This is a genomic window from Stenotrophomonas sp. YJH_SMC_120, from assembly GCF_059368675.1.
In genome coordinates this window covers 1-19259 of record NZ_JCAFRY010000007.1, presented here as the reverse complement: position 1 = coordinate 19259, position 19259 = coordinate 1, and the positions used below count along the sequence as shown (strand labels likewise).

Below are 19259 nucleotides of genomic sequence, written 5' to 3'. Positions count from 1 at the left end.
CGGTGCGGAGGGCTAGACCCTCCGCTCCATCTCCACGGCATCGATCCCGGCGCCGTGGCCATTGGAAACGATCCGCGTCACCTGGAAGCCCAGGCCAGCATAGAAGCCCTGGGTGTGCTGGCTGGTACTGAGCGTGATGCGCTTGATCGAGGGATCCGCTTCGGCCTGGCGCAGGCGTGCCAGCGCCAGTTCCCGGCCCAGTCCATGCCGGTGCAGCGCGCGCTGTACCATGCCCCAGCAGAAACCGGCACTGCCGTCGCCGCGTCGCGACAGGCCGCCGCACGCCACGATGCTGCCATCTCGCTCGATGACCTGGAATGCACAGTCCATGGCCTGTTCTTGCAGGAAGCGCTCAAAGTCGCTGCGCTCTTCGGGCGCGAAGTAGGTGGGCACGTTGCTGTCGAAAATCGACAGGCAGGCGCTGGCATCGGCGGGGCGGTAGAGGCGGAGATTCATGGAAAATGCCTTGGCGTTGCCCGGGCGCATTTCAACCGTCCAGACGTTGTCCTTCTCAAGTGGGTATCGCACGACGAGGCCGCAGGAGCCGCCGAAGTGTTCCAAGGTGCGTGGAGCGGAGTCGATCTTCTCACGGATGATTTCGCCCAACTCGAATGACTGTGCGGAACACAGGCGCCTGTACCAGGCGGGTGCGTCAGTGGCGAGGCGCATGCGGCCGCGATGGAGCGGGGCGCGGCGGCTTCTGGGCTATGCTTTCGACACGTGGGACTGACCGCGCGGCAGGATCCGCCGGCCCCATTCGTCTTCCTGCCTGCAACGGAGCTGTCGAGCGATGCCCGACCCTTCTCTTTCCCGGACCGCCCAGGTCATGCGCAGTCTGCTGTTTGGCGCGGTGGGGCTGTTGATCCTTGCCGTGGCTGCCTTCGAAGTGACGCATCGCCTTGAGTTCCTGCAGATCGCGCAGGCCGTCGATGGCCAGGTTGAGCGCCTGAACGCGGGCGGATCGCATCCGCAGATTGCGTTCACCACCGCGACCGGCCAACGCGTCTCTTACCCGCAGGGCGGCATGATCTTCGGCTATGAGCCTGGACAGCCGGTACGCGTGCTGTACGATCCGGCGCAACCGCGCGTGGAGCCGGTCCTGGATACGTTCGGTGCGCTGTGGGGAATGACGGTCGTGTGGATGCTGCTGGGGCTGGCGTTCGTCGGCGTCTGCGTGCGGGGACTGCTCCGGCGCAGGTGACTCGCAGCAGATCGCGCGCTGTCGGCGGGCGGACCGTTGGACCTGCCCCAGGCGGCAGGGCCTGTTCAGTCCGGTAGTACCTAGCGCGCTTCCCGCCAGCCAAATAAAAAAGCCGCCCAGTGGGCGGCTTCTTCATTTATCTGGCGGAGAGAGGGGGATTGTCGGGTGCATCCCTGCACCCGATCCCGATGCGCGTTGCGCCCCGGGACCAGCCTGCGGCTGTCCGGTTCTGCTCCTGCAGAACCGTCGAACCCCGGCGGGGCGTCTCACCACCCATCCCATCCGCCAGACAAACGCAAAAGGGCCACCCTGTGGGCGGCCCTTTTGCGTTTGTCTGGCGGAGAGAGGGGGATTCGAACCCCCGAAGCGCGGTTTAGACGCTTACACACTTTCCAGGCGTGCTCCTTCAACCACTCGGACACCTCTCCGGATCCCTGCCATCGGCAAACGCCTCAGCAGGGGCGCAGATTCTAGCGGGCTGCGCGGCACTTCACAAGCACCCCGGCCAGGAACCCGCGAAAGATGTGCCGGAGGCGAGGGGGCTGGACAGGCATGGCACAATGGAACATCCGATGGAAAACGGTGGCCTGATGTCCTATCTCGTCCTTGCCCGCAAGTGGCGTCCAAAGCGTTTTGCCGAGCTGGTGGGCCAGGAACACGTGGTCCGTGCGCTCAGCAACGCACTGGACAGCGGCCGGGTCCACCATGCGTTCCTGTTCACCGGCACCCGCGGCGTGGGCAAGACCACCATCGCGCGCATCTTCGCCAAGTCGCTGAACTGCGAACAGGGCACCAGTGCCGATCCCTGCGGCCAGTGTGCAGCCTGCCTGGATATCGACGCCGGCCGCTACATCGACCTGCTGGAAATCGACGCCGCGTCCAACACCGGCGTGGACGACGTGCGCGAGGTGATCGAGAACGCGCAGTACATGCCTTCGCGTGGCAAGTACAAGGTCTACCTGATCGACGAAGTGCACATGCTGTCCAAGGCGGCGTTCAATGCGCTGCTGAAGACGCTGGAAGAGCCGCCGGAGCACGTGAAGTTCCTGCTGGCCACCACCGATCCGCAGAAGCTGCCGGTCACCGTGCTCAGCCGCTGCCTGCAGTTCAACCTCAAGCGCCTGGACGAGGACCAGATCCAGGGCCAGATGACCCGCATCCTGGCGGCCGAGGAGATCGAGGCCGACGGCAGTGCCATCGTGCAGCTGGCCAAGGCCGCTGATGGCAGCCTGCGGGATGGCCTGTCGCTGCTGGACCAGGCGATTGCCTATGCCGGCGGCGCGCTGCGCGAGGACGTGGTGCGTACCATGCTGGGCACGGTCGACCGCACCCAGGTGGCGGCGATGCTCGATGCGCTGGCTGACGGCAATGGCCCGCGCCTGCTGCAGGTGGTGGCCGCGCTGGCCGAATTCTCGCCGGACTGGAGTGGCGTGCTGGAAGCGCTGGCCGAAGGCCTGCACCGCATCCAGGTGCAGCAGCTGGTACCGGGTGCGGCCGTTGCCGAAGGCCTGGACGCCGCCGCATTCGCCGAGCGCCTGCGCCCGGAAGTGGTGCAGCTCTGGTACCAGATGGCCTTGAACGGCCGTCGTGACCTGCCGATGGCGCCGAGCCCGCGCGCGGGCTTCGAGATGGCCGTGCTGCGCATGTTGGCGTTCCGCCCGGCCGCGGCGGTCCCGCCGGTGCCGAAGTCGGTGGAGGGGGCAGGCAATGCGCCGGGTGGCAATGCTGCCGGTGGTGGCACCGGTGCGGGTACCCACGAAGCGACGCCGGCGACTGCCGCCGCTTCGGCAAGCCCGGCCGTGGTGGCGCAGGTGGCCGCTCCGGTGCAGGCCGCGCCGCGCGAACCTGAACCCGAACCTGAGCCGGCCCCGCAACCCGAACCGGACCCGACGCCGGAGCCCGAGCCGGTTCCGGTGGAAGAGCCGGTGTCACCGCCGCCGGTGAAGGCCGAAGCAGCGGCGCCGCCGTCCGTTGAAATAGAAGTGGGCGACGACCTGCCGCCGTGGGCCACCGACGAAGCCGAGGCACGTGACGAGGCGCTGGCGGCCGAGATGGCTGGGCCGGAAGCTGCCATGGTGGCGCCCTGGCATGAGCCGCCGGCTCCCGTCGCGGCTCCCAGCGAGCCTGCACCGCCCGAGCGCCCGTTCCGCACTGAAGGCATTGCCATCGCGCCGGTCGAGCCGGCGCCAGTGCAGGAGAATGCGCCGCTGGAAGGTGTGAGCGACCTGGCCAGCGCCGAGGACTGGCTGGATCTGGTCGCCAACAGTGGCCTGAGCGGCCCGTCGCGGCAGCTGGCCGCCAACGCTGCCTTCATCAGTTGCCAGCACGGGACCTTGAAACTGGGCCTTTCGCCCGGATTTGAATACCTGCGCTCGGAGCGCGCGCTGGCCGCCCTGGGCGAGATGCTGGAGAAGGCCCTCGGCCAGGCGCCGAAGATCGTGGTCGAGACCGTGGAAACCGAACACGTTCCGGCCGAGACTCTGCACCAGCGTGCCGACCGCCAGCGTAGTGAGCGGCAGCAGGTGGCAGAGGCCGTTTTCATGGACGACCCGGAAGTGCAGGTGCTGATCCAACAGCACGGTGCCCGGGTTGTTTCCGATTCCATCCGTTCTTTTGACGAGTAAGACACCATGCGCGGAAACATCGCCCAACTGATGCAGCAGGCCCAGAAAATGCAGGAAAACCTGCAGAAGGCCCAGGAAGAAATCGCCAAGATCGAAGTGACCGGCAGCGCCGGCGGCGGCATGGTCAGCGTGACCCTGACCGGTGCCAAGGAATGCCGCAAGGTGCGCATCGACCCGTCGCTGACCAGCGACCCGGAGATGCTGGAAGACCTGATCGCCGCCGCCTTCAATGATGCCTCGAACAAGATCGATGCCGAGTCGAAGTCGAAGATGGGGTCGGCCACCGCCGGCATGCAGCTGCCGCCGGGCATGAAGCTGCCGTTCTGATTTCCCAGGGGGCGCCTGCCGCTGCAGGTGCCCGCTCCAACCCTCGGTCGAGCATGGCTCGACTCTACAGACAGCTGTCGAGCGTGCTCGACGCCATGAAAGCATGCCGCCGTGTCCGCACCCCTGCTTGAACAATTGATCGACGCATTGCGGGTGCTGCCTGGCGTCGGCCAGAAGACTGCACAGCGCATGGCCTATCACCTGCTCGAGCGCGAGCGCGAAGGTGGCCAGCGTCTGGCCGAGACACTGGCATTGGCGGTGGAGCGAATCGGCCACTGCGTGCAGTGCCGCGATTTCAGCGAAACCGAGCTGTGCCCGACCTGTGCCAACGGCAGCCGCGAGCGCAGCCAGCTGTGCGTGGTCGAATCGCCGGCCGACCGCCTGGCCATCGAGAACGCCACCGGCTTCCGCGGTGTCTACTTCGTGCTGCAGGGGCGGCTGTCGCCGCTCGATGGCATCGGCCCGCGCGAGCTGGGCCTGGAGCAATTGGAGCGACGGTTGGCCGAAGGCGAGGTGCAGGAGCTGATCATCGCCACCAGCGCCACTGTCGAGGGCGAGGCCACCGCGCATTACCTGGCGCAGCTGGCGCGCGCACGCAAGGTGCAGCCGAGCCGTTTGGCGCAGGGCCTGCCACTTGGCGGTGAACTCGAATACGTCGATCGCGGCACGCTCTCGCACGCGTTCGGAACGCGCAGCGAATTCCGCGATTGAATGCCGGCCGGGCATCCCCCGGCGCGGCCGGCCTACAATGCGGATGACATCCCCGCCGAGGCCGACCATGAGCAACGAAACCCTCTTCAGCAAGATCATCCGTCGCGAGATCCCGGCCACCATCGTCTACGAGGATGACGAGGTGCTGGGCTTCAAGGACATCGCACCGCAGGCGCCGGTGCACGTGCTGTTCATTCCGAAGAACGAGATCATTCCGACCCTGGATGACCTGCAGCCGTCGCAGGCGCACCTGATCGGCAAGCTGGCGCTGGCTGCCGCCGAGTATGCGCGCCGCGAGGGCTTCGCACAGGACGGTTACCGTATCGTGATGAACTGCCGCGAGCATGCCGGGCAGACCGTGTTCCATATCCACATGCACCTGCTGGCCGGTGCGCCGCTGGGGCATTTCGGTGCGCCTGGGCGTTGAAGCCCCTGTCCACGCCATGCGCGGATGAAAAAGGCCGCCCGAGGGCGGCCTTTTCCGTCATGCCTGTGCGGTGACGATCACCACCAGCCCCAGCGACCATAGCCGCCCCAGTACGGACCATACGGGCCCGGGCCCCACGGGCCATAGGGGTAGGGCACCACGTCGACCTGGCGCTGTTCCGGCCACAGGTAGATCACATCGGCCGACAGCTTGGGCAGGCGGTAGTCGTACTCGCCGATGCGGGTGTTCTGGTAGCCGTCGATCTTGCCGATGAAAGTCACGTCACGACCGGCTTCGAACACGGCCGGGTCGTAGAAGCCGGCACGGCAGGCGATGAAACGACCGTCGCTGGCGTCGGACGAGGTGGTGTTCGGGCGGCCACTGCCATTGAGCGGGCGCGAGATGATCTGGAAGCAGGTCTCGCCCTGGCCGGGCTTGGTTTCGATGATGCGGCCGCCCCAACGGACCGGCGTGCCGACCTGCTGGGTAGCGACCGAGTCGCGCGGGGAGACCAGGCTGAACTGTCCCTGCAGCGGCTTGGGGGCCGTGGCGCAGGCCGACAGGGCCAGCGTGGCCACAGCGGTGAGAAGGAACTTGGTGTTCATGGGGAGGCTCCGGAAGTCGGGCGATGCCTGCGCAGGTCCCGCAATAATGAAGCGAGGTCGGTGCAAGTTCCAGCGTAGCGCGCGTCGGCGAAACGCTGGCTGAGTGCGAGCAGGGCCGGGTCAGGGCGCTGCCGGTGCACCCGCTGGGCCCAGTCCTGTGCGGTTTCGTGCGGTTCACGGGCCAGGCCGAGGCGGGCGTAGCGCCGTCCGAGCCGGTGCCAGGCGCGCAGCAGCGGGTCGCGTTCGCGCTCGCCACGGGCCAGCAGCCAGGCCATCCACGCCAAGGCCAGCATCGTTGCCACCACGAAGCCAGCGACAAGTTGCGTGGGGCCCAGATCATCCATCCCGAACGGCGTGAGCAGTTGCTGCTGGCGGCGTGCATCGAATGACAGCACCAGGTCGTTCCAGCCGCGGCGCAGCCAGTCGCCCATCTGCCCCAGCTGCTGCCAGCGTTGCTGCAGTGGCGTGTCCGTACCGGCCTGCAGGCGGTCGTCCAGTGTATCCAGGATGCGTTCCGGTGCCACGGCTGCGGTCGGGTCAACCCGTACCCAGCCGCGCTGCGGCAGCCATACCTCGGCCCAGGCATGGGCGTCCATCCGCCGCACGATCCAGTAGTCGCCAAGGCGGTTGTAGGTGCCGCCGGCAAAGCCGGTCACCACCCGTGCCGGGACGCCGGCGTTGCGCATCAACACCACGAAGGCCGAGCTGAAGTGTTCACAGAAGCCGGCCTTGTAGCCGAACAGGAACTCGTCGATCGGGTCGCGCCCTGCCGCAGGGGTGTCCAGCGTGTACGAGAAGTCGGTGGTGATCCACTGCAGCGCGCGGCGCACGATGGCCTCGTCATCGCTGCCAGCCTGCTGCCGCCATTGCTGCGCCAACGTGGCGGTGCGCGGGTTGAAGCCACTGGGCAACTGCAGCGCGGCCCGTCGCAGATAGGGTGACAGCGTGCTGTCGAAGCGTTGTGGTGGCGCCGAATGCAACCGCCAGCGGCTCAGCGACGCCAGTGACCGCTCGCTGCTCAGGCTCATGTCCGCATCCAGCGTGCTGCCTGCAGGCGCGCGGCTGGGCAGGTCCAGTGCCACCAGCTGGCGCCGGTCGGTGGGTTCGTAGTCGATCTGGTAGTCCCAGCCCTGCGTACCGGCCTCGACCACGGCCGCCGGCCGTCGCTCGCTGGCGCGGTCACGTGTCCAGCGCCGGCCATCGAAGGCGGTCAGTACCGGTCCTCGCCAGTAGCGTTGCATCGGCTCGGGTACCGCGCCGAAGAACTGCACGCGCAGCGCCGGGCTGTCGTCGGCCATCAGGTCCAGCCACTGGCCGGGCTCCATGCTGTCGGACAACCCCGGCGTACCCACGGCGCGCTCGGGAACACCCCACAGTGGCGTGGCCAGGCGCGGGAACAGCCAGAAGCAGGCCAACGCCAGCGGCAGGCCGATCGCCAGCAGGCGGCCAACGCCGCGCAGCTGCCCTCGCAAAGGCAGCGGCGCGGCGTGGCCTTCATCCCCGGCCAGCCGTTGCAGGGCGAGCAGCGCGCTGATCCCCGCCAGTGCGGCCAACACCGTGGTCAGTGGTCCTTGGTCGAGCAGGAACGCCGCAAACGGGGAAAACAGCGCGAACCCGAGCAGGCTGCGGGCATCGCGCCGGCTGCGCAGTTCGCTGGACTTGATCGCCAGCATCGCTGCCAGCAGGGCGCAACCGGTATCGCGCCCAGGTCGGACCATCCCCATCTGCCAGGCGATGGCACCGAGCATGGCCAGCACCAGCAGCAGGCGCACCGGCATGGGCAGCACCCTCCGCCACGACAGGGCCGCAGTCACGAGCGCTGCAGCCGCGATCACGCCCGCCAGCAGGGGCGGCAACTGCAGCAGCAACGGCAACAGCGCCAACGCCGCGCTGGCCAGGGTCCAGTTGCGGGCATTGCGGTCGAGCGCGGGCGTGGTCTCAGTCATGCGGCATCAATGCCAGTGCACGCAGGCACAGGTGGTGGTGGCTGGCGCCCTGGCCTGGCCCGAACGGCGGGTGTGCAGGCAGCAGCAGGGTGTAGCGGCGGCCTTCGCGCTCGGCCATGTCGACCCATCGCGCCAAACGCGCGATGCGTGCTTCATGGCCCAGCGGGGACAGCGTGCGCCAATCGAGGATGACTTCGATGCCAACCGGCCTTTCGTACTCGCGCACCAGCAGGCTGTCGCGGCGTGCCGAGTGCTTCCACGAAATGCTGCGTGGCGCATCGCCCGCACGATAGGGCCGTAGCTGATGCAGTTCCTCGCCACTGGCATGGGCGCGCGTGTGCAGCGGATCGTTGCCGCTTTCCGGCAGTGCAGGGGCCAGCGCCTCGGGTTGCGGGTAGACCAGCAGCGGTTGTTCCGGCCACACCCACGACCATGCCCGCACCAGGCCCAGTGGCTGGTTGGTGGAGAGGCGGATGCGCGGGAGCTCCAGCCAGCCGCGGCGTTCGCTGGGAACGTGCAGCTCCACCTCACCGCGGCCGTGTGCAGGCAGCGAGGTCCAGGCTTCGCTGTCCCCCAGCTGCAGGTGCAGGCCGTGGCGTGCGCGCGGATCACGCAGTGACAGGTCCACGCGCAGGCGCAGTGGTTGCCCGGCAGGAACCGGCTCGGCGGAGATCGCGTCGATCTGTACGCCCGACAGCTGCAGGTGCGCGGCGATGGCGCTGGCGATCGCCGCTGCCGCCAGCAGCAGGGCCAGCAGCAACGCCGGGTTGTTGTTGTAGTTCAGTGCGCCCAGCAGCATTGCCGCCAGCAGCGCGGCGACGAACAGGCCGAAGCGGGTGGGCAGTACGTAGATGCGGTGGCGGTCCAGGCGCTGCGGCAGTGCTTCAGGCCTGCGCGGGCGTGCCAGCAGTTGCAGTCGTGCCCAGCGCGTGGCCACCCTCAATCCACCGCAACGGTCTGCAGGATGGCCCGTGCCAGTGCCGGCCCCGAGCTGGACTCGGCTTCGGCCACGAGGCGATGACCGGCCACCGCCACGAACAGGGTCTGCACGTCCTCGGGCACCACGTGGCCGCGGCCCAGCAGAAGTGCATGCGCCCTGGCCGCGCGCAGCAGCGCAAGGCCGGCACGCGGTGACAGGCCCACGCGCACGCCGGCGTGCTGGCGGCTGCGGGTCAGCAGGGCCTGCACGTAGTCGACCAGTGCATCGCTGGCATGGACCTGGCTGACGGCTTCACGCAGCGCGCGTACCTGGGTGTCATCCAGCTTCGGTACGGCACGTGCGATCAGGTCGCGGCGGTCTGTACCTCGCAGCAGTTCGCGTTCGGCCTGCGCACTGGGGTAGCCCATCGCCAGGCGCAGCAGGAAACGATCCAGCTGCGAATCCGGCAGCGGGAAGGTACCGGACAGATCCACCGGGTTCTGCGTGGCGATCACGAAGAACGGATCGGGCAGGGGATGGGTCTGCCCATCCAGGGTGACCTGCTGTTCGGCCATCGCCTCCAGCAGCGCGCTCTGCGTGCGTGGCGGCGCACGGTTGATCTCATCGGCCAGCAGCACGTGGGTGAACACCGGCCCCGGGTGGAACTGGAACTGGCGGCTGCCGGCCTCGTATACCGAAACGCCCAGTACATCGGCGGGCAGCAGGTCGGAGGTGAACTGCACGCGCTGGAAACTGAGGCCCAGGCTGCTGGCCAACGCATGCGCCAGCGTGGTCTTGCCCAGGCCGGGCAGATCTTCGATCAGCAGATGGCCGCCGGAAAGCAGGGCGACGAAAGCCAGCCTGACTTCCGGCACCTTGCCCAGCACCAGTGCGTTTACCTGATCCTGTGCCTCCCGCAGGGCCTGGCGCAGTTGATCGGTTAGCATGCTGGGATTGGGGGACGAGGCTGGCATGATCGTCTCAGGTCTGGAATCCATTCGATTATCCATAGAGCAATGCAGGGCGAACAGCGCGCGCGGACAATATTTCTCTGGTTATGGACGCTGGTCACAGCGGCCAAGCTGGTAGTGGCTGCGCGGCTGCCACTGTTTGTTGACGAAGCGTTCTATTGGCAGGAAGGCCAGCATCTGGCCGCTGCGTATTCGGACCTTCCCGGACTGACCGCGTGGTTGGCGCGCCTGGGTGTGGAGATCGGTGGCCACCATGTGCTCGCGTTGCGCCTGCCGTTCCTGGCCATCGGCGCGCTGCTGCCGTTGCTGGTGGTGCGCACGGCCACGCGCTGGTTCGGCAATGTGGCCGGTTGGCAAGCGGGCAGCCTCACGCTGTTGATGCCGTTGTCGGCGACGCTGGGCCTGCTGGCGGTGCCGGATGTGCCCATGGCACTGGCCGCGGTGATCTGCCTGCACGCCGGTGCGCGGCTGCTGCACAACGTTGATGCATCGTCGGCGATGAAGCTTGCGCTGGGCCTGTCGATCGGTGCGCTCAGTCACTACCGTTTCATCGGTGTCATCGGCGTTGGCTTCATCGCGTTGCTGGCGCTGCCGCAGGGGCGGCGCATGCTGGCCGATCCGCGCGTATGGGTCGCGCTGGCGGTGGGCGTGCTGGCGTGGCTGCCGTTGCTGGCATGGAACGCGGACAACCACGACGCCGGCCTGAAGTTCCAGGTGGTCGAGCGCCATCCCTGGACGTTCGAATGGAACGGGCTGTGGTTCCTGGTGATCCAGCCCATGCTGGTCACCCCGATCCTGTGCATGGCGATGTGGAAGGTGGCGCTGGCCGGTACCCGCAGGGGCGGCGGCACGCGCGTGCAGTGGCGCTACTTCGGTCTGGTCGGGGGCGTATCCACGCTGGGCATCTTCCTGCTGGGCTTCTTCACCGACGTCGAGCGGATCAGTTTCCATTGGCCGCTGCCGGGCTATCTGGCCCTGCTGGTGGCGGTGCCGGTGGTGCTCAACGGCTGGCCACGCTGGCTGCGGCGCACCGGCTGGTGGCTGGCGGGCGCAGGCATGGTGCTGGCGTTCGGCTATTACCTGATGGCCTCCACGCCCGCGTTGCGTGAGCAGCTGGCAGGCAGCAAGTACTACCCGCGCAATTTCGCGGGCTGGCAGCCGTTGGCGATGGCGGTGCGCGAAGAGTTGCAGCAGATGCCGGCGGGCACGCGGGTGCTGGCGGGGAACTTCAAGGTTGGCGCCGAGCTGGGCTTCCAGCTCGGCAATGGCGATATCGAAGTGCTGCCGCATCCGCTCAACGACAAGCATGGGCGCACCGCGCAGCTGGCGCAGTGGGAACTGCTGCATGAGGGCAAGCGCTCGACGCCGATGCTGCTGGTGCTTTCACCCAGCGACCAGCGTTACCGCGATCTGCTGGCGCGCTATCACGCCATCTGCGGACAGGTGGGGCCGCTGCCGGCGCCGCGGGTGGTCAGCAGTGACCATGGCTTCCAGCGTTTCCTGCTGTTCCGGCTGCCGGCGCAGCGCGCGCCCGGGGCGTGCGTGACTCCGGCAATGGCGTGGCTGGATACGCCTTCCAACGGCGAAAAGGTGTCTGGCACGCTGGCGATCAAGGGATGGGCGTTCAAGGATGGTGTCGGCCTGGCACGGGTTGAGGTGCTGGTCGATGGCCGCTCGATGGGGGATGCGCGCTATAGCCGCGCATTCGACGTGCGCCAGACCTGGCCGGACAGCACCGATCCGCAGCATCCGGCGGTGGGCTTCGATGCTTCATTGGACACGAGCACGCTGGCGCCGGGACGGCATTGGCTGGGCCTGCGCCTGCACGGTCGCGATGGCAGCGTGGAGGAATGGCAGGAGCAGCCGTTCCAGGTTCGCGGGCGCTGAGGCGGAGCGCGGTCCAGGTGGTCGCGCGCCAGGTTGGTTGCGTGCTCCAGGTTGGTCGGGGGCTCCACGTTGGTAGAGTCGACTGTTAGTCGACTGCTCTTCCAGCCGCCGGCAAAACCCCGCGCTGCGCGCGATGGTCGACTGACAGTCGACGTTACCCGGCTCAGGTCCTACCCGGCCCATGTCCGGCCTGTTTCCGCGATCGGTGCCGGCAATCAGTGTGTCGCCTTCAGGGCACCGCGAACCCTGCCTGGCGCAGCAACCCGCACAGCGCGATCAGCGGCAGGCCGATCAGCGCGGTCGGGTCGCGGTTGTCGATCGCTTCGAACAGGCTGATGCCCAGGCCCTCGCACTTGAAGCTGCCGGCGCAGTCCAGCGGCTGTTCGGTGGCCACGTAGCGCGCGATCTCCTCCTGGCCCAGCGCGCGGAAACGGACCTCGGTCAGATCCACGGCACTGAATGATTCTCCGTCTCGCGTGAGACTGATGGCGGTATGGAAGCGTACTGTCTGCCCGGACATCGCCGCCAGCTGCGCGCAGGCCGCCTCGGCCGTGCCGGGTTTGCCCAGCGGCCGCCCGTTCAGGTCCGCCACCTGGTCAGAGCCGATCACCCAGGCGCCGGGGTGGCGGACGGCGACTTCGGTTGCCTTGGCCGTGGCAAGGCGCGTTGCAAGGGCCAGCGGCGTCTCACCGTTCAACGGGGTTTCATCCACCTCCGGGCTTGCGCAGTCGAAGGGCAGGCCCAGCCGCTGCAGCAACTCGCGGCGGTAGCGGGAGGTGGAGGCCAGGACCAGTGACATGCGAGAATACCGGGGCAGGGTGCGGCAGTCTGGCCTGTGCGCAGCGCCAGCAGCAAGTGCTGTATGGCGGGCATTTGACAGCAGCCCCCCCGATCCTTAGTATTCAGCGGCTTATGTCCGCGAACGTGCCCGAATCGCTGGATGCTTGGCGGATGGTCGTAGCGCGAAGGCGCTTCGACGGCCAGGTCTCCCTGGCTGAATTGACCCGCCTGCAGGGGCTGGTCGCAGATACCGACGGCGAGTGTTCCTACTCGCTTGAATTCGGTCGCGACGAAGTCCTGCGGGTATCCTATGTGGAACTGACCATCGACACCGCGTTGCCGCTGACCTGTCAGCGCAGCATGCAGCGATTCCTGTTGCCGGTGAAGGTGACCCAGAGGCTTGGCCTGATCCGCGACGAGGACGAGGAATCGTCCCTGCCGGAGGAGTACGAGGCGTTGCTGGTGCCGGAAGACGGCCAGCTGCGTCCGCTGGACCTGGTCGAAGACGAGTTGGTGCTGGCGGTGCCGGTGGTTCCGCTGTCGCCCGACGGTGAAGCAGTCGACAAGGACTGGGCGCCGAGCGAAGAAGAAACAAAGAAGGCCAATCCGTTCGCGGCATTGGCGGCATTGAAGAAACAATAGCAGCCGGATTGTCGTCGGCGGCTGCGGCGAAAGCGAAAGTGTGCTGGGCGCTGGCGTCCTGCGCGACGATACGACGAAGCAAAACGAACCGAGTTTGGAGCAATCCCATGGCTGTGCAGAAATCCCGTGTTACCCCGTCCCGCCGCGGCCAGCGCCGTTCGCATGACGCCCTGAGCGCCAAGCAGCTGTCGACCGACCCGACCACCGGCGAAGTGCACCTGCGTCACCACATCACTGCCGACGGTTTCTACCGCGGCAAGAAGGTCATCCAGACCAAGACCTCGGCCGTCGAAGAAGATTGATGTGCCGGGAAGGCCGCTGCCCTCGGGCAGCGGCCTTTGCCTTCTTTCCCGGGCGTGCCGGTGATCGGCGGCCCGCGCAACAGGAAACATGATGAGCAAGCGGATCTATTCGAGGATCGCGGGCACCGGTAGCTATTTGCCGGAAAAAGTCCTGACCAACGCCGACCTGGAAAAAATGGTCGAAACCTCGGATGAGTGGATCCAGTCGCGCACCGGAATTCGTGAACGGCACATCGCGGCCGAAGGCGAAACCACCAGCGACCTCGGCTACCAGGCCGCGTTGCGCGCACTTGAAGCGGCCGGTATCGACGCTTCGCAGCTCGACATGATCGTGGTCGGTACGACCACGCCTGACCTCATTTTCCCCTCCACCGCGTGCCTGATCCAGGCCAAGCTCGGTGTTGCGGGGTGCCCTGCCTTTGACGTCAACGCCGCCTGCTCGGGCTTCGTGTTCGCGCTGGGCGTGGCCGACAAGTTCATCCGTTCCGGCGACTGCAGGCACGTGCTGGTGATCGGCACCGAAACGCTGACCCGCATGGTCGACTGGAACGATCGCACCACCTGCGTGCTGTTCGGCGATGGCGCCGGCGCCGTCGTGCTCAAGGCCGACGAGGAAACCGGCATCCTCAGTACCCACCTGCATGCCGACGGCAGCAAGAAGGAGCTGCTGTGGAACCCGGTGGGCGTCTCGACCGGCTTCAAGGACGGTGCCAACGGTGGCGGCACCATCAACATGAAGGGCAACGACGTGTTCAAGTACGCCGTCAAGGCGCTGGACTCGGTCGTGGACGAGACCCTGGCTGCCAATGGCCTGGACAAGTCCGACCTGGATTGGCTGATTCCGCACCAGGCCAACCTGCGCATCATCGAAGCCACCGCCAAGCGCCTGGACATGTCGATGGACCAGGTGGTGGTGACTGTCGACAAGCACGGCAACACCTCGTCCGGCTCGGTGCCGCTGGCGCTGGACGCCGCGGTGCGTTCGGGCCGCGTCGAGCGCGGCCAGCTGCTGCTGCTGGAAGCCTTCGGCGGCGGCTTCACGTGGGGTTCGGCCCTGCTGCGCTATTGATAGTGCAAGTTACGACAATGTGAAGTTTTGTCGTTACGGCCCCTCTGGGGCCGTAACGCGTTTAAAGGAGTACACGTCATGGTTGAGCCCATCGTCATCGAAGGGCAGCGCGCCTGGCTGAAGCAGTACGGCAAGGGAAGCCGCGCAGTGGCCCTGGGCCTGCTCAATTTCGTTGCCCGTCGTTTCCATCTGGACGCCCTGCGACCACCGCCGCACCGTGGTGGTGATGCCGCGCGAGAAACCGAAGCCCGTCGCCTGGGAGAACTGCAGGCGCAGGGCGTGAACGTGCCCGACGTGCTGGGCAGCGGCCACGCCGCGCTGGTGATCGGTGACAACGGCAGCTCGTTCAATACCTGCCTGCGCCAGGCCGACGAGGCCGGCCGCGACCGGCTGGTGATGGCGGCCATGCAGGCGATCGCCGAAGCGCATGCGCGCGGCGCCTATTTCGGCCAGCCGCTGCCGCGCAACCTCACCTGGGATGGGCAGAAGGTGGGCTTCATCGACTTCGAGGAAGATCCGCTGGAAGTGATGGATCTGTCCGAAGCGCAGGCCCGCGACTGGCTGATGTTCGGTTACGGCGTGGCCAAGTACTACGCCGACCGCCCCGAGCAGCTGCAGGCGATGATGGCCGAGGCGATGGGCGAGGCCCAAGCGCCTGTGCGCGAACACGTGCACGCGGTCAGCGGCCGCCTGCGCAGCCTGGCCCGGGTCTGCATGAAGCTGGGCCGTTCAGCGCGCGCGCTGGCGCATTCGATCTTCATCGCCCATGGCGCCAGCACGGCGGGCGTACTGATGCTGGTGGGCCTGTGCGTGGACTTCCTCGCCGACGGCGACCTGGACGTGCTGCAGCTGTTCTGCTGACGGCAGGTTCGCGCTGCTGGCAGGTTGGCGCCGCGGTAGAGTCGACTGTCAGTCAATTTCCGCGCGCAGCGCGGGCTTTCAGCGGCTGATCGAAGGGCAGTCGACTGACAGTCGACTCTACCTGGGCGGGGCACCGCACCGGATGCCGGGCTGTCCCGCGGCGGCGCTCCATACGCCTGCATACGCGCACGTACAGACGACACAGCGGATTCGCCCTTATCATGGCCCGCTTCGATTGCAACAAGCGGATGACCGCGTGACCGTATCCACCCTCGCTTTTGTCTTCCCCGGCCAGGGCTCGCAGTCTGTGGGCATGGTGGCCGAGCTGGCCGAACTGCACCCGCAGGTGCGTGAAGCCTTCACCGAAGCATCCGATGGTGCCGGCGTCGACCTGTGGGCGCTGTCCCAGGGTGGCCCGGAGGAAATGCTCAACCGTACCGAATACACCCAGCCGGCCCTGCTGGCCGCGAGCATCGGCGTGTGGCGTGCCTGGAACGCCGTGGGCGGTCCGCGCCCGTCGGTGCTGGCCGGCCACAGCCTGGGCGAGTACACCGCCCTGGTCGCCGCTGGCGCGCTGAGCCTGCATGACGGTGCGCACCTGGTGCGCCTGCGCGGCCAGCTGATGCAGGAAGCCGCACCGGCCGGTGTCGGCGCCATGGCCGCCGTGCTCGGCGCTGAAGACCAGCTGGTGCTGGACGTCTGCGCCGAAGCCGCGGGCAGCCAGGTGGTGGTGCCGGCCAACTTCAATTCGCCGGGCCAGATCGTGATCGGCGGCGACGCAGATGCGGTTGACCGCGCGCTGGCGCTGCTGGCCGAGAAGGGCGTGCGCAAGGCCGTCAAGCTGGCCGTGAGCGTGCCCTCGCACACCCCGCTGATGCGCGAAGCCGCCAACCGCCTCGCCGAAGTGATGGCCGGCCTGTCCTGGCAGGCGCCGCAGCTGCCGGTGGTGCAGAACGTGGATGCCCAGGTGCATGACGGTATCGACGCGATCCGTACCGCGCTGGTCCAGCAGCTGTACCAGCCGGTGCAGTGGACCGGTTGCGTGCAGGCGCTGGCCGCCCGTGGCATCACCCAGGTTGCCGAGTGCGGCCCGGGCAAGGTGCTGACCGGCCTGGTCAAGCGCATCGACAAGGCCATCGACGGCCGTTCACTGGCCACCCCGGGCGACTTCGAAGCCGCCCGCGAGGCATGGTCGGCCTGACTCCCCCTGTTCCTGCCGACCGTACCGGTGGCCGCTGCACGCGGTACGGGTACGGGTACGGCGGCCGCCCCAGCCTGAGGAAAACATCATGAGCAAGCCCCTGCAGGGTGAAATCGCACTGGTCACCGGCGCCAGCCGTGGCATTGGTGCCGCCATCGCCGATCTGCTGGCCGCCCAGGGCGCCACCGTCATCGGTACCGCCACCACCGAATCCGGTGCTGCCGCGATCGGCGAGCGCCTGGCCGCCCACGGCGGTCACGGCCGTGCACTGAACGTGACTGACGCTGCCGCGCTGGACAGCGTGCTGGACGGCATCGCCAAGGAGTTCGGCCCGATCTCGATCCTGGTCAACAATGCCGGCATCACCCGCGACAACCTGCTGATGCGCATGAAGGACGAGGACTGGGCGTCGATCATCGACACCAACCTGACCAGCGTGTTCCGCACCAGCAAGGCGGTGATGCGCGGCATGATGAAGGCACGCAAGGGCCGCATCATCAACATCGCATCGGTGGTGGGCGTGACCGGCAATGCCGGCCAGGCCAACTACGCGGCCGCCAAGGCCGGCATCATCGGCTTCAGCAAGTCGCTGGCCAAGGAAATCGGTTCGCGCGGTGTCACCGTCAATGTGGTTGCTCCCGGCTTCATCGACACCGACATGACCAAGGCGTTGCCGGAAGAAGCGCGCACCGCGCTGATCAACGACATCGCCCTCGAACGCCTGGGTTCGCCGGAGGACATCGCCCATGCGGTGGCCTTCCTGGCCAGCCCGGCTGCCGGTTACATCACCGGCGAAACCCTCCATGTGAACGGTGGCATGTACATGCCGTAAGCAAGGGGCGCAGGGATTGCGCCGCAAGTGGTTGATCTGCTGAGGTTTTTGCTGCGATGCAAGGCCGCGCCGGTTTCCACTACACTATCCCACGGCCATCGCCTTTGATGGCGACCACTTTTGAACCACAACTCCATCTGGAGCGAGATCCCATGAGCACCATCGAAGAACGCGTCAAGAAAATCGTCGTCGAACAGCTTGGCGTCAAGGAAGAAGAAGTCACCAACAGCGCATCGTTCGTCGATGACCTGGGCGCTGACTCGCTGGACACCGTCGAGCTGGTGATGGCCCTGGAAGAAGAATTCGAGTGCGAGATCCCGGACGAAGAAGCCGAGAAGATCAGCACCGTGCAGGCCGCCATCGACTACGTCAAGGCCCACGTCAAGGCCTGATGTCAGACGGCAGTGCGCGTGCAGGTATTTCCTTGCCGCGCACCGCACCCCATGGGGCCGCTGTTGCGGCCCCGTGTGTTTGGGCATCACATCGAAGCAAACCGAGTTACCCGTAGAAATCATCCGGGTCAGGAGAAACAGCAATGAAGCGTCGCGTCGTCGTAACCGGCCTGGGTATCGTCTCGCCGTTGGGCAATGATCTGGCCAGCAGCTGGGAAGGCATCACCCACGGTCGTTCGGGCATCGGTCCGCTGACCAACGTTGCTGATGCCTACGTGGATCGGTTCACCACCAAGATTGCAGGTGAGGTCAAGGGATTCGACATCACCGCCGACAATGAACTGTTCGGTAAGTTCCGGGTCAGCGGCAAGGATGCCAAGAAGATGGACCCGTTCATCCATTACGGCCTCGGTGCCTCGTTCATGGCCCTGCATGATTCGGGCCTGGAGATCACCGACGCCAATGCCGAGCGCATCGGCGCCATCGTCGGCGCCGGCATCGGCGGCCTGCTCGGCATCGAAGAGCAGACCATCGAGTTCCACGAGGGCAAGAAGATCTCGCCCTTCTACGTACCCAAGACCATCATCAACATGCTGCCGGGCCAGCTGAGCATCATCACCGGCCTGAAGGGTCCGTCGTTCTCGGCGGTCTCGGCGTGCGCGACCTCGAACCACTCGATCGGTACCGCGATGCGCATGATCCAGTACGGCGATGCTGACGTGATGGTGGTCGGCGGTGCCGAGCGTGGCTCGTCGCCGACCGCGCTGGGCGGCTTCTGCGCGATGAAGGCCATGAGCACCCGCAACGATGCCCCGGAACAGGCTTCGCGCCCGTGGGACAAGGACCGTGACGGCTTCGTGCTGGGCGACGGCGCCGGCATCCTGATCCTGGAAGAGTACGAGCACGCCAAGGCACGTGGCGCGAAGATCTACTGCGAACTGGCCGGCTTCGGCGCCAGCTCCGACGCGTACCACATGACCGCACCCAGCGAGAACGGCGAAGGCGCCGCGCGCTGCATGGTCATGGCCATGAAGGACGCCGGCGTGACCCCGGAGCAGGTGGGTTACCTCAACGCGCACGGCACCTCCACGCCGCTGGGCGACCTGGGCGAGACCATGGCGATGAAGACCGCCTTCGGCGACCACGCCTACAAGATGATGGTCAGCTCCACCAAGTCGATGACCGGCCACCTGCTGGGCGCTGCCGGCGGCGTGGAAGCGATCTTCTCGGTGATGGCGCTGCAGGACAACGTCATCCCGCCGACCATCAACCTGGAACAGCCGGGCGAAGGTTGCGACCTGGACTACGTGCCGAACGAAGCACGCCAGGCCAAGGTGGACGTGGTGATGTCCAATGGCTTCGGCTTCGGCGGCACCAACGGCACGCTGATCTTCAAGCGCGTCTGACTGGTGCGGTAGGTTGTAGAGTCGACTGTTAGTTGTGTAAACCCACCACGTTGTTCAGCAGGACTCTGGAAATAGGTGGCTGGCCACCGATCCCCATGTGAGGGCGGTGCCAGTTGTAGTGGTGCAGCCATTGGGTCAGCACGGAATTGCGCTGGT

The 19259-nt window shown here is 66.8% G+C and carries 21 protein-coding genes and 1 tRNA gene; 14 read left to right on the top strand and 8 right to left on the bottom strand.

The window, feature by feature from the left end; all coding sequences use genetic code 11:
- Nucleotides 1-12: 12 nt before the first annotated feature.
- Nucleotides 13-456: a GNAT family N-acetyltransferase gene (locus tag AC5P60_RS10720; protein ID WP_033835198.1), complete on the bottom strand. Its 444-nt coding sequence runs from the start codon at nucleotides 454-456 to the stop codon at nucleotides 13-15.
- A 370-nt stretch (nucleotides 457-826) separates the two neighbouring features.
- On the opposite strand from AC5P60_RS10720, the gene AC5P60_RS10715 reads away from it, so the two are divergent.
- On the top strand, nucleotides 827-1201 hold the full coding sequence (locus AC5P60_RS10715) for a DUF3592 domain-containing protein (RefSeq protein WP_483693509.1): 375 nt from the start codon (nucleotides 827-829) through the stop codon (nucleotides 1199-1201).
- Nucleotides 1202-1536: 335 nt separating this feature from the next.
- On the opposite strand, the gene AC5P60_RS10710 is transcribed toward AC5P60_RS10715, so the two are convergent.
- A tRNA-Ser gene (locus AC5P60_RS10710) sits at nucleotides 1537-1629 on the bottom strand.
- 162 nt (nucleotides 1630-1791) lie between these two features.
- On the opposite strand from AC5P60_RS10710, the gene dnaX reads away from it, so the two are divergent.
- From dnaX to AC5P60_RS10690, 4 genes are all read left to right on the top strand, one after another.
- Nucleotides 1792-3825, top strand: a complete 2034-nt coding sequence (gene dnaX / locus AC5P60_RS10705) for a DNA polymerase III subunit gamma/tau (RefSeq protein ID WP_483693508.1) — start codon at nucleotides 1792-1794, stop codon at nucleotides 3823-3825.
- Between the two features lie 6 nt (nucleotides 3826-3831).
- A complete protein-coding gene (locus AC5P60_RS10700) occupies nucleotides 3832-4152 on the top strand; it encodes a YbaB/EbfC family nucleoid-associated protein (RefSeq protein ID WP_005408298.1) in 321 nt (106 codons plus the stop codon).
- A gap of 111 nt (nucleotides 4153-4263) precedes the next feature.
- A complete protein-coding gene (gene recR / locus AC5P60_RS10695; protein ID WP_005408299.1) occupies nucleotides 4264-4863 on the top strand; it encodes a recombination mediator RecR in 600 nt (199 codons plus the stop codon).
- Between the two features lie 67 nt (nucleotides 4864-4930).
- A complete protein-coding gene (locus tag AC5P60_RS10690) occupies nucleotides 4931-5290 on the top strand; it encodes a histidine triad nucleotide-binding protein (RefSeq protein WP_005408300.1) in 360 nt (119 codons plus the stop codon).
- A gap of 77 nt (nucleotides 5291-5367) precedes the next feature.
- Here the strand turns inward: AC5P60_RS10690 and AC5P60_RS10685 are convergent, their stop codons facing one another.
- From AC5P60_RS10685 to AC5P60_RS10670, 4 genes are read right to left on the bottom strand one after another with little or no spacing between them, the layout of a single operon-like run.
- Nucleotides 5368-5895 (bottom strand): Slp family lipoprotein, encoded by a 528-nt coding sequence (locus AC5P60_RS10685; RefSeq protein ID WP_005408301.1) that lies wholly within the window; start codon nucleotides 5893-5895, stop codon nucleotides 5368-5370.
- Nucleotides 5892-7841, bottom strand: a complete 1950-nt coding sequence (locus AC5P60_RS10680; protein WP_033835174.1) for a transglutaminase TgpA family protein — start codon at nucleotides 7839-7841, stop codon at nucleotides 5892-5894. Before AC5P60_RS10680 ends, AC5P60_RS10685 begins: the two co-directional genes overlap by 4 nt.
- Nucleotides 7834-8778 (bottom strand): DUF58 domain-containing protein, encoded by a 945-nt coding sequence (locus tag AC5P60_RS10675; protein ID WP_033835175.1) that lies wholly within the window; start codon nucleotides 8776-8778, stop codon nucleotides 7834-7836. Before AC5P60_RS10675 ends, AC5P60_RS10680 begins: the two co-directional genes overlap by 8 nt.
- Nucleotides 8779-8780: 2 nt before the next feature.
- On the bottom strand, nucleotides 8781-9734 hold the full coding sequence (locus AC5P60_RS10670) for an AAA family ATPase (protein ID WP_005408304.1): 954 nt from the start codon (nucleotides 9732-9734) through the stop codon (nucleotides 8781-8783).
- A gap of 42 nt (nucleotides 9735-9776) precedes the next feature.
- Between AC5P60_RS10670 and AC5P60_RS10665 the strand changes: the two genes are divergently transcribed.
- Nucleotides 9777-11618, top strand: a complete 1842-nt coding sequence (locus AC5P60_RS10665) for a glycosyltransferase family 39 protein (RefSeq protein ID WP_483693507.1) — start codon at nucleotides 9777-9779, stop codon at nucleotides 11616-11618.
- A 229-nt stretch (nucleotides 11619-11847) separates the two neighbouring features.
- On the opposite strand, the gene AC5P60_RS10660 is transcribed toward AC5P60_RS10665, so the two are convergent.
- Nucleotides 11848-12417: a Maf family protein gene (locus AC5P60_RS10660; RefSeq protein ID WP_483693506.1), complete on the bottom strand. Its 570-nt coding sequence runs from the start codon at nucleotides 12415-12417 to the stop codon at nucleotides 11848-11850.
- Between the two features lie 113 nt (nucleotides 12418-12530).
- On the opposite strand from AC5P60_RS10660, the gene AC5P60_RS10655 reads away from it, so the two are divergent.
- The 8 genes from AC5P60_RS10655 to fabF all read left to right on the top strand — a co-directional run bounded on the left by AC5P60_RS10655 (nucleotide 12531) and on the right by fabF (nucleotide 19103).
- Nucleotides 12531-13040: a YceD family protein gene (locus tag AC5P60_RS10655; protein WP_012479287.1), complete on the top strand. Its 510-nt coding sequence runs from the start codon at nucleotides 12531-12533 to the stop codon at nucleotides 13038-13040.
- A gap of 107 nt (nucleotides 13041-13147) precedes the next feature.
- Nucleotides 13148-13342, top strand: coding sequence for a 50S ribosomal protein L32 (gene rpmF, locus AC5P60_RS10650; protein WP_005408308.1), 195 nt, complete (start codon nucleotides 13148-13150; stop codon nucleotides 13340-13342).
- A 91-nt stretch (nucleotides 13343-13433) separates the two neighbouring features.
- The gene (locus AC5P60_RS10645) at nucleotides 13434-14411 is read left to right on the top strand and encodes a beta-ketoacyl-ACP synthase III (protein WP_005408309.1); all 978 of its coding nucleotides are present in this window, start codon (nucleotides 13434-13436) and stop codon (nucleotides 14409-14411) included.
- Between the two features lie 78 nt (nucleotides 14412-14489).
- Nucleotides 14490-15272 (top strand): BUD32 family EKC/KEOPS complex subunit, encoded by a 783-nt coding sequence (locus tag AC5P60_RS10640; protein WP_005408310.1) that lies wholly within the window; start codon nucleotides 14490-14492, stop codon nucleotides 15270-15272.
- Nucleotides 15273-15528: 256 nt separating this feature from the next.
- A complete protein-coding gene (gene fabD / locus AC5P60_RS10635) occupies nucleotides 15529-16473 on the top strand; it encodes an ACP S-malonyltransferase (RefSeq protein WP_043033680.1) in 945 nt (314 codons plus the stop codon).
- Nucleotides 16474-16561: 88 nt separating this feature from the next.
- On the top strand, nucleotides 16562-17305 hold the full coding sequence (gene fabG / locus AC5P60_RS10630) for a 3-oxoacyl-ACP reductase FabG (protein ID WP_005408312.1): 744 nt from the start codon (nucleotides 16562-16564) through the stop codon (nucleotides 17303-17305).
- 152 nt (nucleotides 17306-17457) lie between these two features.
- Nucleotides 17458-17697, top strand: a complete 240-nt coding sequence (gene acpP, locus AC5P60_RS10625) for an acyl carrier protein (RefSeq protein ID WP_005408313.1) — start codon at nucleotides 17458-17460, stop codon at nucleotides 17695-17697.
- Nucleotides 17698-17840: 143 nt separating this feature from the next.
- Nucleotides 17841-19103: a beta-ketoacyl-ACP synthase II gene (fabF, locus tag AC5P60_RS10620; RefSeq protein ID WP_012479290.1), complete on the top strand. Its 1263-nt coding sequence runs from the start codon at nucleotides 17841-17843 to the stop codon at nucleotides 19101-19103.
- Between the two features lie 28 nt (nucleotides 19104-19131).
- Here the strand turns inward: fabF and AC5P60_RS10615 are convergent.
- Nucleotides 19132-19259, bottom strand: a 128-nt coding sequence (locus tag AC5P60_RS10615; RefSeq protein WP_146257439.1) for an integrase core domain-containing protein, incomplete at its 5' end; no start/stop codon positions are given.

What these genes read in the sequence shown, in the direction of transcription:
- rpmF (WP_005408308.1), top strand. Translation starts at nt 13,148, where the DNA reads ATGGCTGTGCAGAAATCCCGTGTTACCCCGTCCCGCCGCGGCCAGCGC.
- fabF (WP_012479290.1), top strand. Translation starts at nt 17,841, where the DNA reads ATGAAGCGTCGCGTCGTCGTAACCGGCCTGGGTATCGTCTCGCCGTTG.
- AC5P60_RS10655 (WP_012479287.1), top strand. Translation starts at nt 12,531, where the DNA reads ATGTCCGCGAACGTGCCCGAATCGCTGGATGCTTGGCGGATGGTCGTA.
- fabG (WP_005408312.1), top strand. Translation starts at nt 16,562, where the DNA reads ATGAGCAAGCCCCTGCAGGGTGAAATCGCACTGGTCACCGGCGCCAGC.
- AC5P60_RS10685 (WP_005408301.1), bottom strand. Translation starts at nt 5,895, where the DNA reads ATGAACACCAAGTTCCTTCTCACCGCTGTGGCCACGCTGGCCCTGTCG.
- AC5P60_RS10690 (WP_005408300.1), top strand. Translation starts at nt 4,931, where the DNA reads ATGAGCAACGAAACCCTCTTCAGCAAGATCATCCGTCGCGAGATCCCG.
- AC5P60_RS10720 (WP_033835198.1), bottom strand. Translation starts at nt 456, where the DNA reads ATGAATCTCCGCCTCTACCGCCCCGCCGATGCCAGCGCCTGCCTGTCG.
- AC5P60_RS10645 (WP_005408309.1), top strand. Translation starts at nt 13,434, where the DNA reads ATGAGCAAGCGGATCTATTCGAGGATCGCGGGCACCGGTAGCTATTTG.
- AC5P60_RS10680 (WP_033835174.1), bottom strand. Translation starts at nt 7,841, where the DNA reads ATGACTGAGACCACGCCCGCGCTCGACCGCAATGCCCGCAACTGGACC.
- AC5P60_RS10715 (WP_483693509.1), top strand. Translation starts at nt 827, where the DNA reads ATGCGCAGTCTGCTGTTTGGCGCGGTGGGGCTGTTGATCCTTGCCGTG.
- AC5P60_RS10665 (WP_483693507.1), top strand. Translation starts at nt 9,777, where the DNA reads ATGCAGGGCGAACAGCGCGCGCGGACAATATTTCTCTGGTTATGGACG.
- AC5P60_RS10660 (WP_483693506.1), bottom strand. Translation starts at nt 12,417, where the DNA reads ATGTCACTGGTCCTGGCCTCCACCTCCCGCTACCGCCGCGAGTTGCTG.
- dnaX (WP_483693508.1), top strand. Translation starts at nt 1,792, where the DNA reads ATGTCCTATCTCGTCCTTGCCCGCAAGTGGCGTCCAAAGCGTTTTGCC.
- AC5P60_RS10670 (WP_005408304.1), bottom strand. Translation starts at nt 9,734, where the DNA reads ATGCCAGCCTCGTCCCCCAATCCCAGCATGCTAACCGATCAACTGCGC.
- AC5P60_RS10640 (WP_005408310.1), top strand. Translation starts at nt 14,490, where the DNA reads ATGGTTGAGCCCATCGTCATCGAAGGGCAGCGCGCCTGGCTGAAGCAG.
- AC5P60_RS10700 (WP_005408298.1), top strand. Translation starts at nt 3,832, where the DNA reads ATGCGCGGAAACATCGCCCAACTGATGCAGCAGGCCCAGAAAATGCAG.
- acpP (WP_005408313.1), top strand. Translation starts at nt 17,458, where the DNA reads ATGAGCACCATCGAAGAACGCGTCAAGAAAATCGTCGTCGAACAGCTT.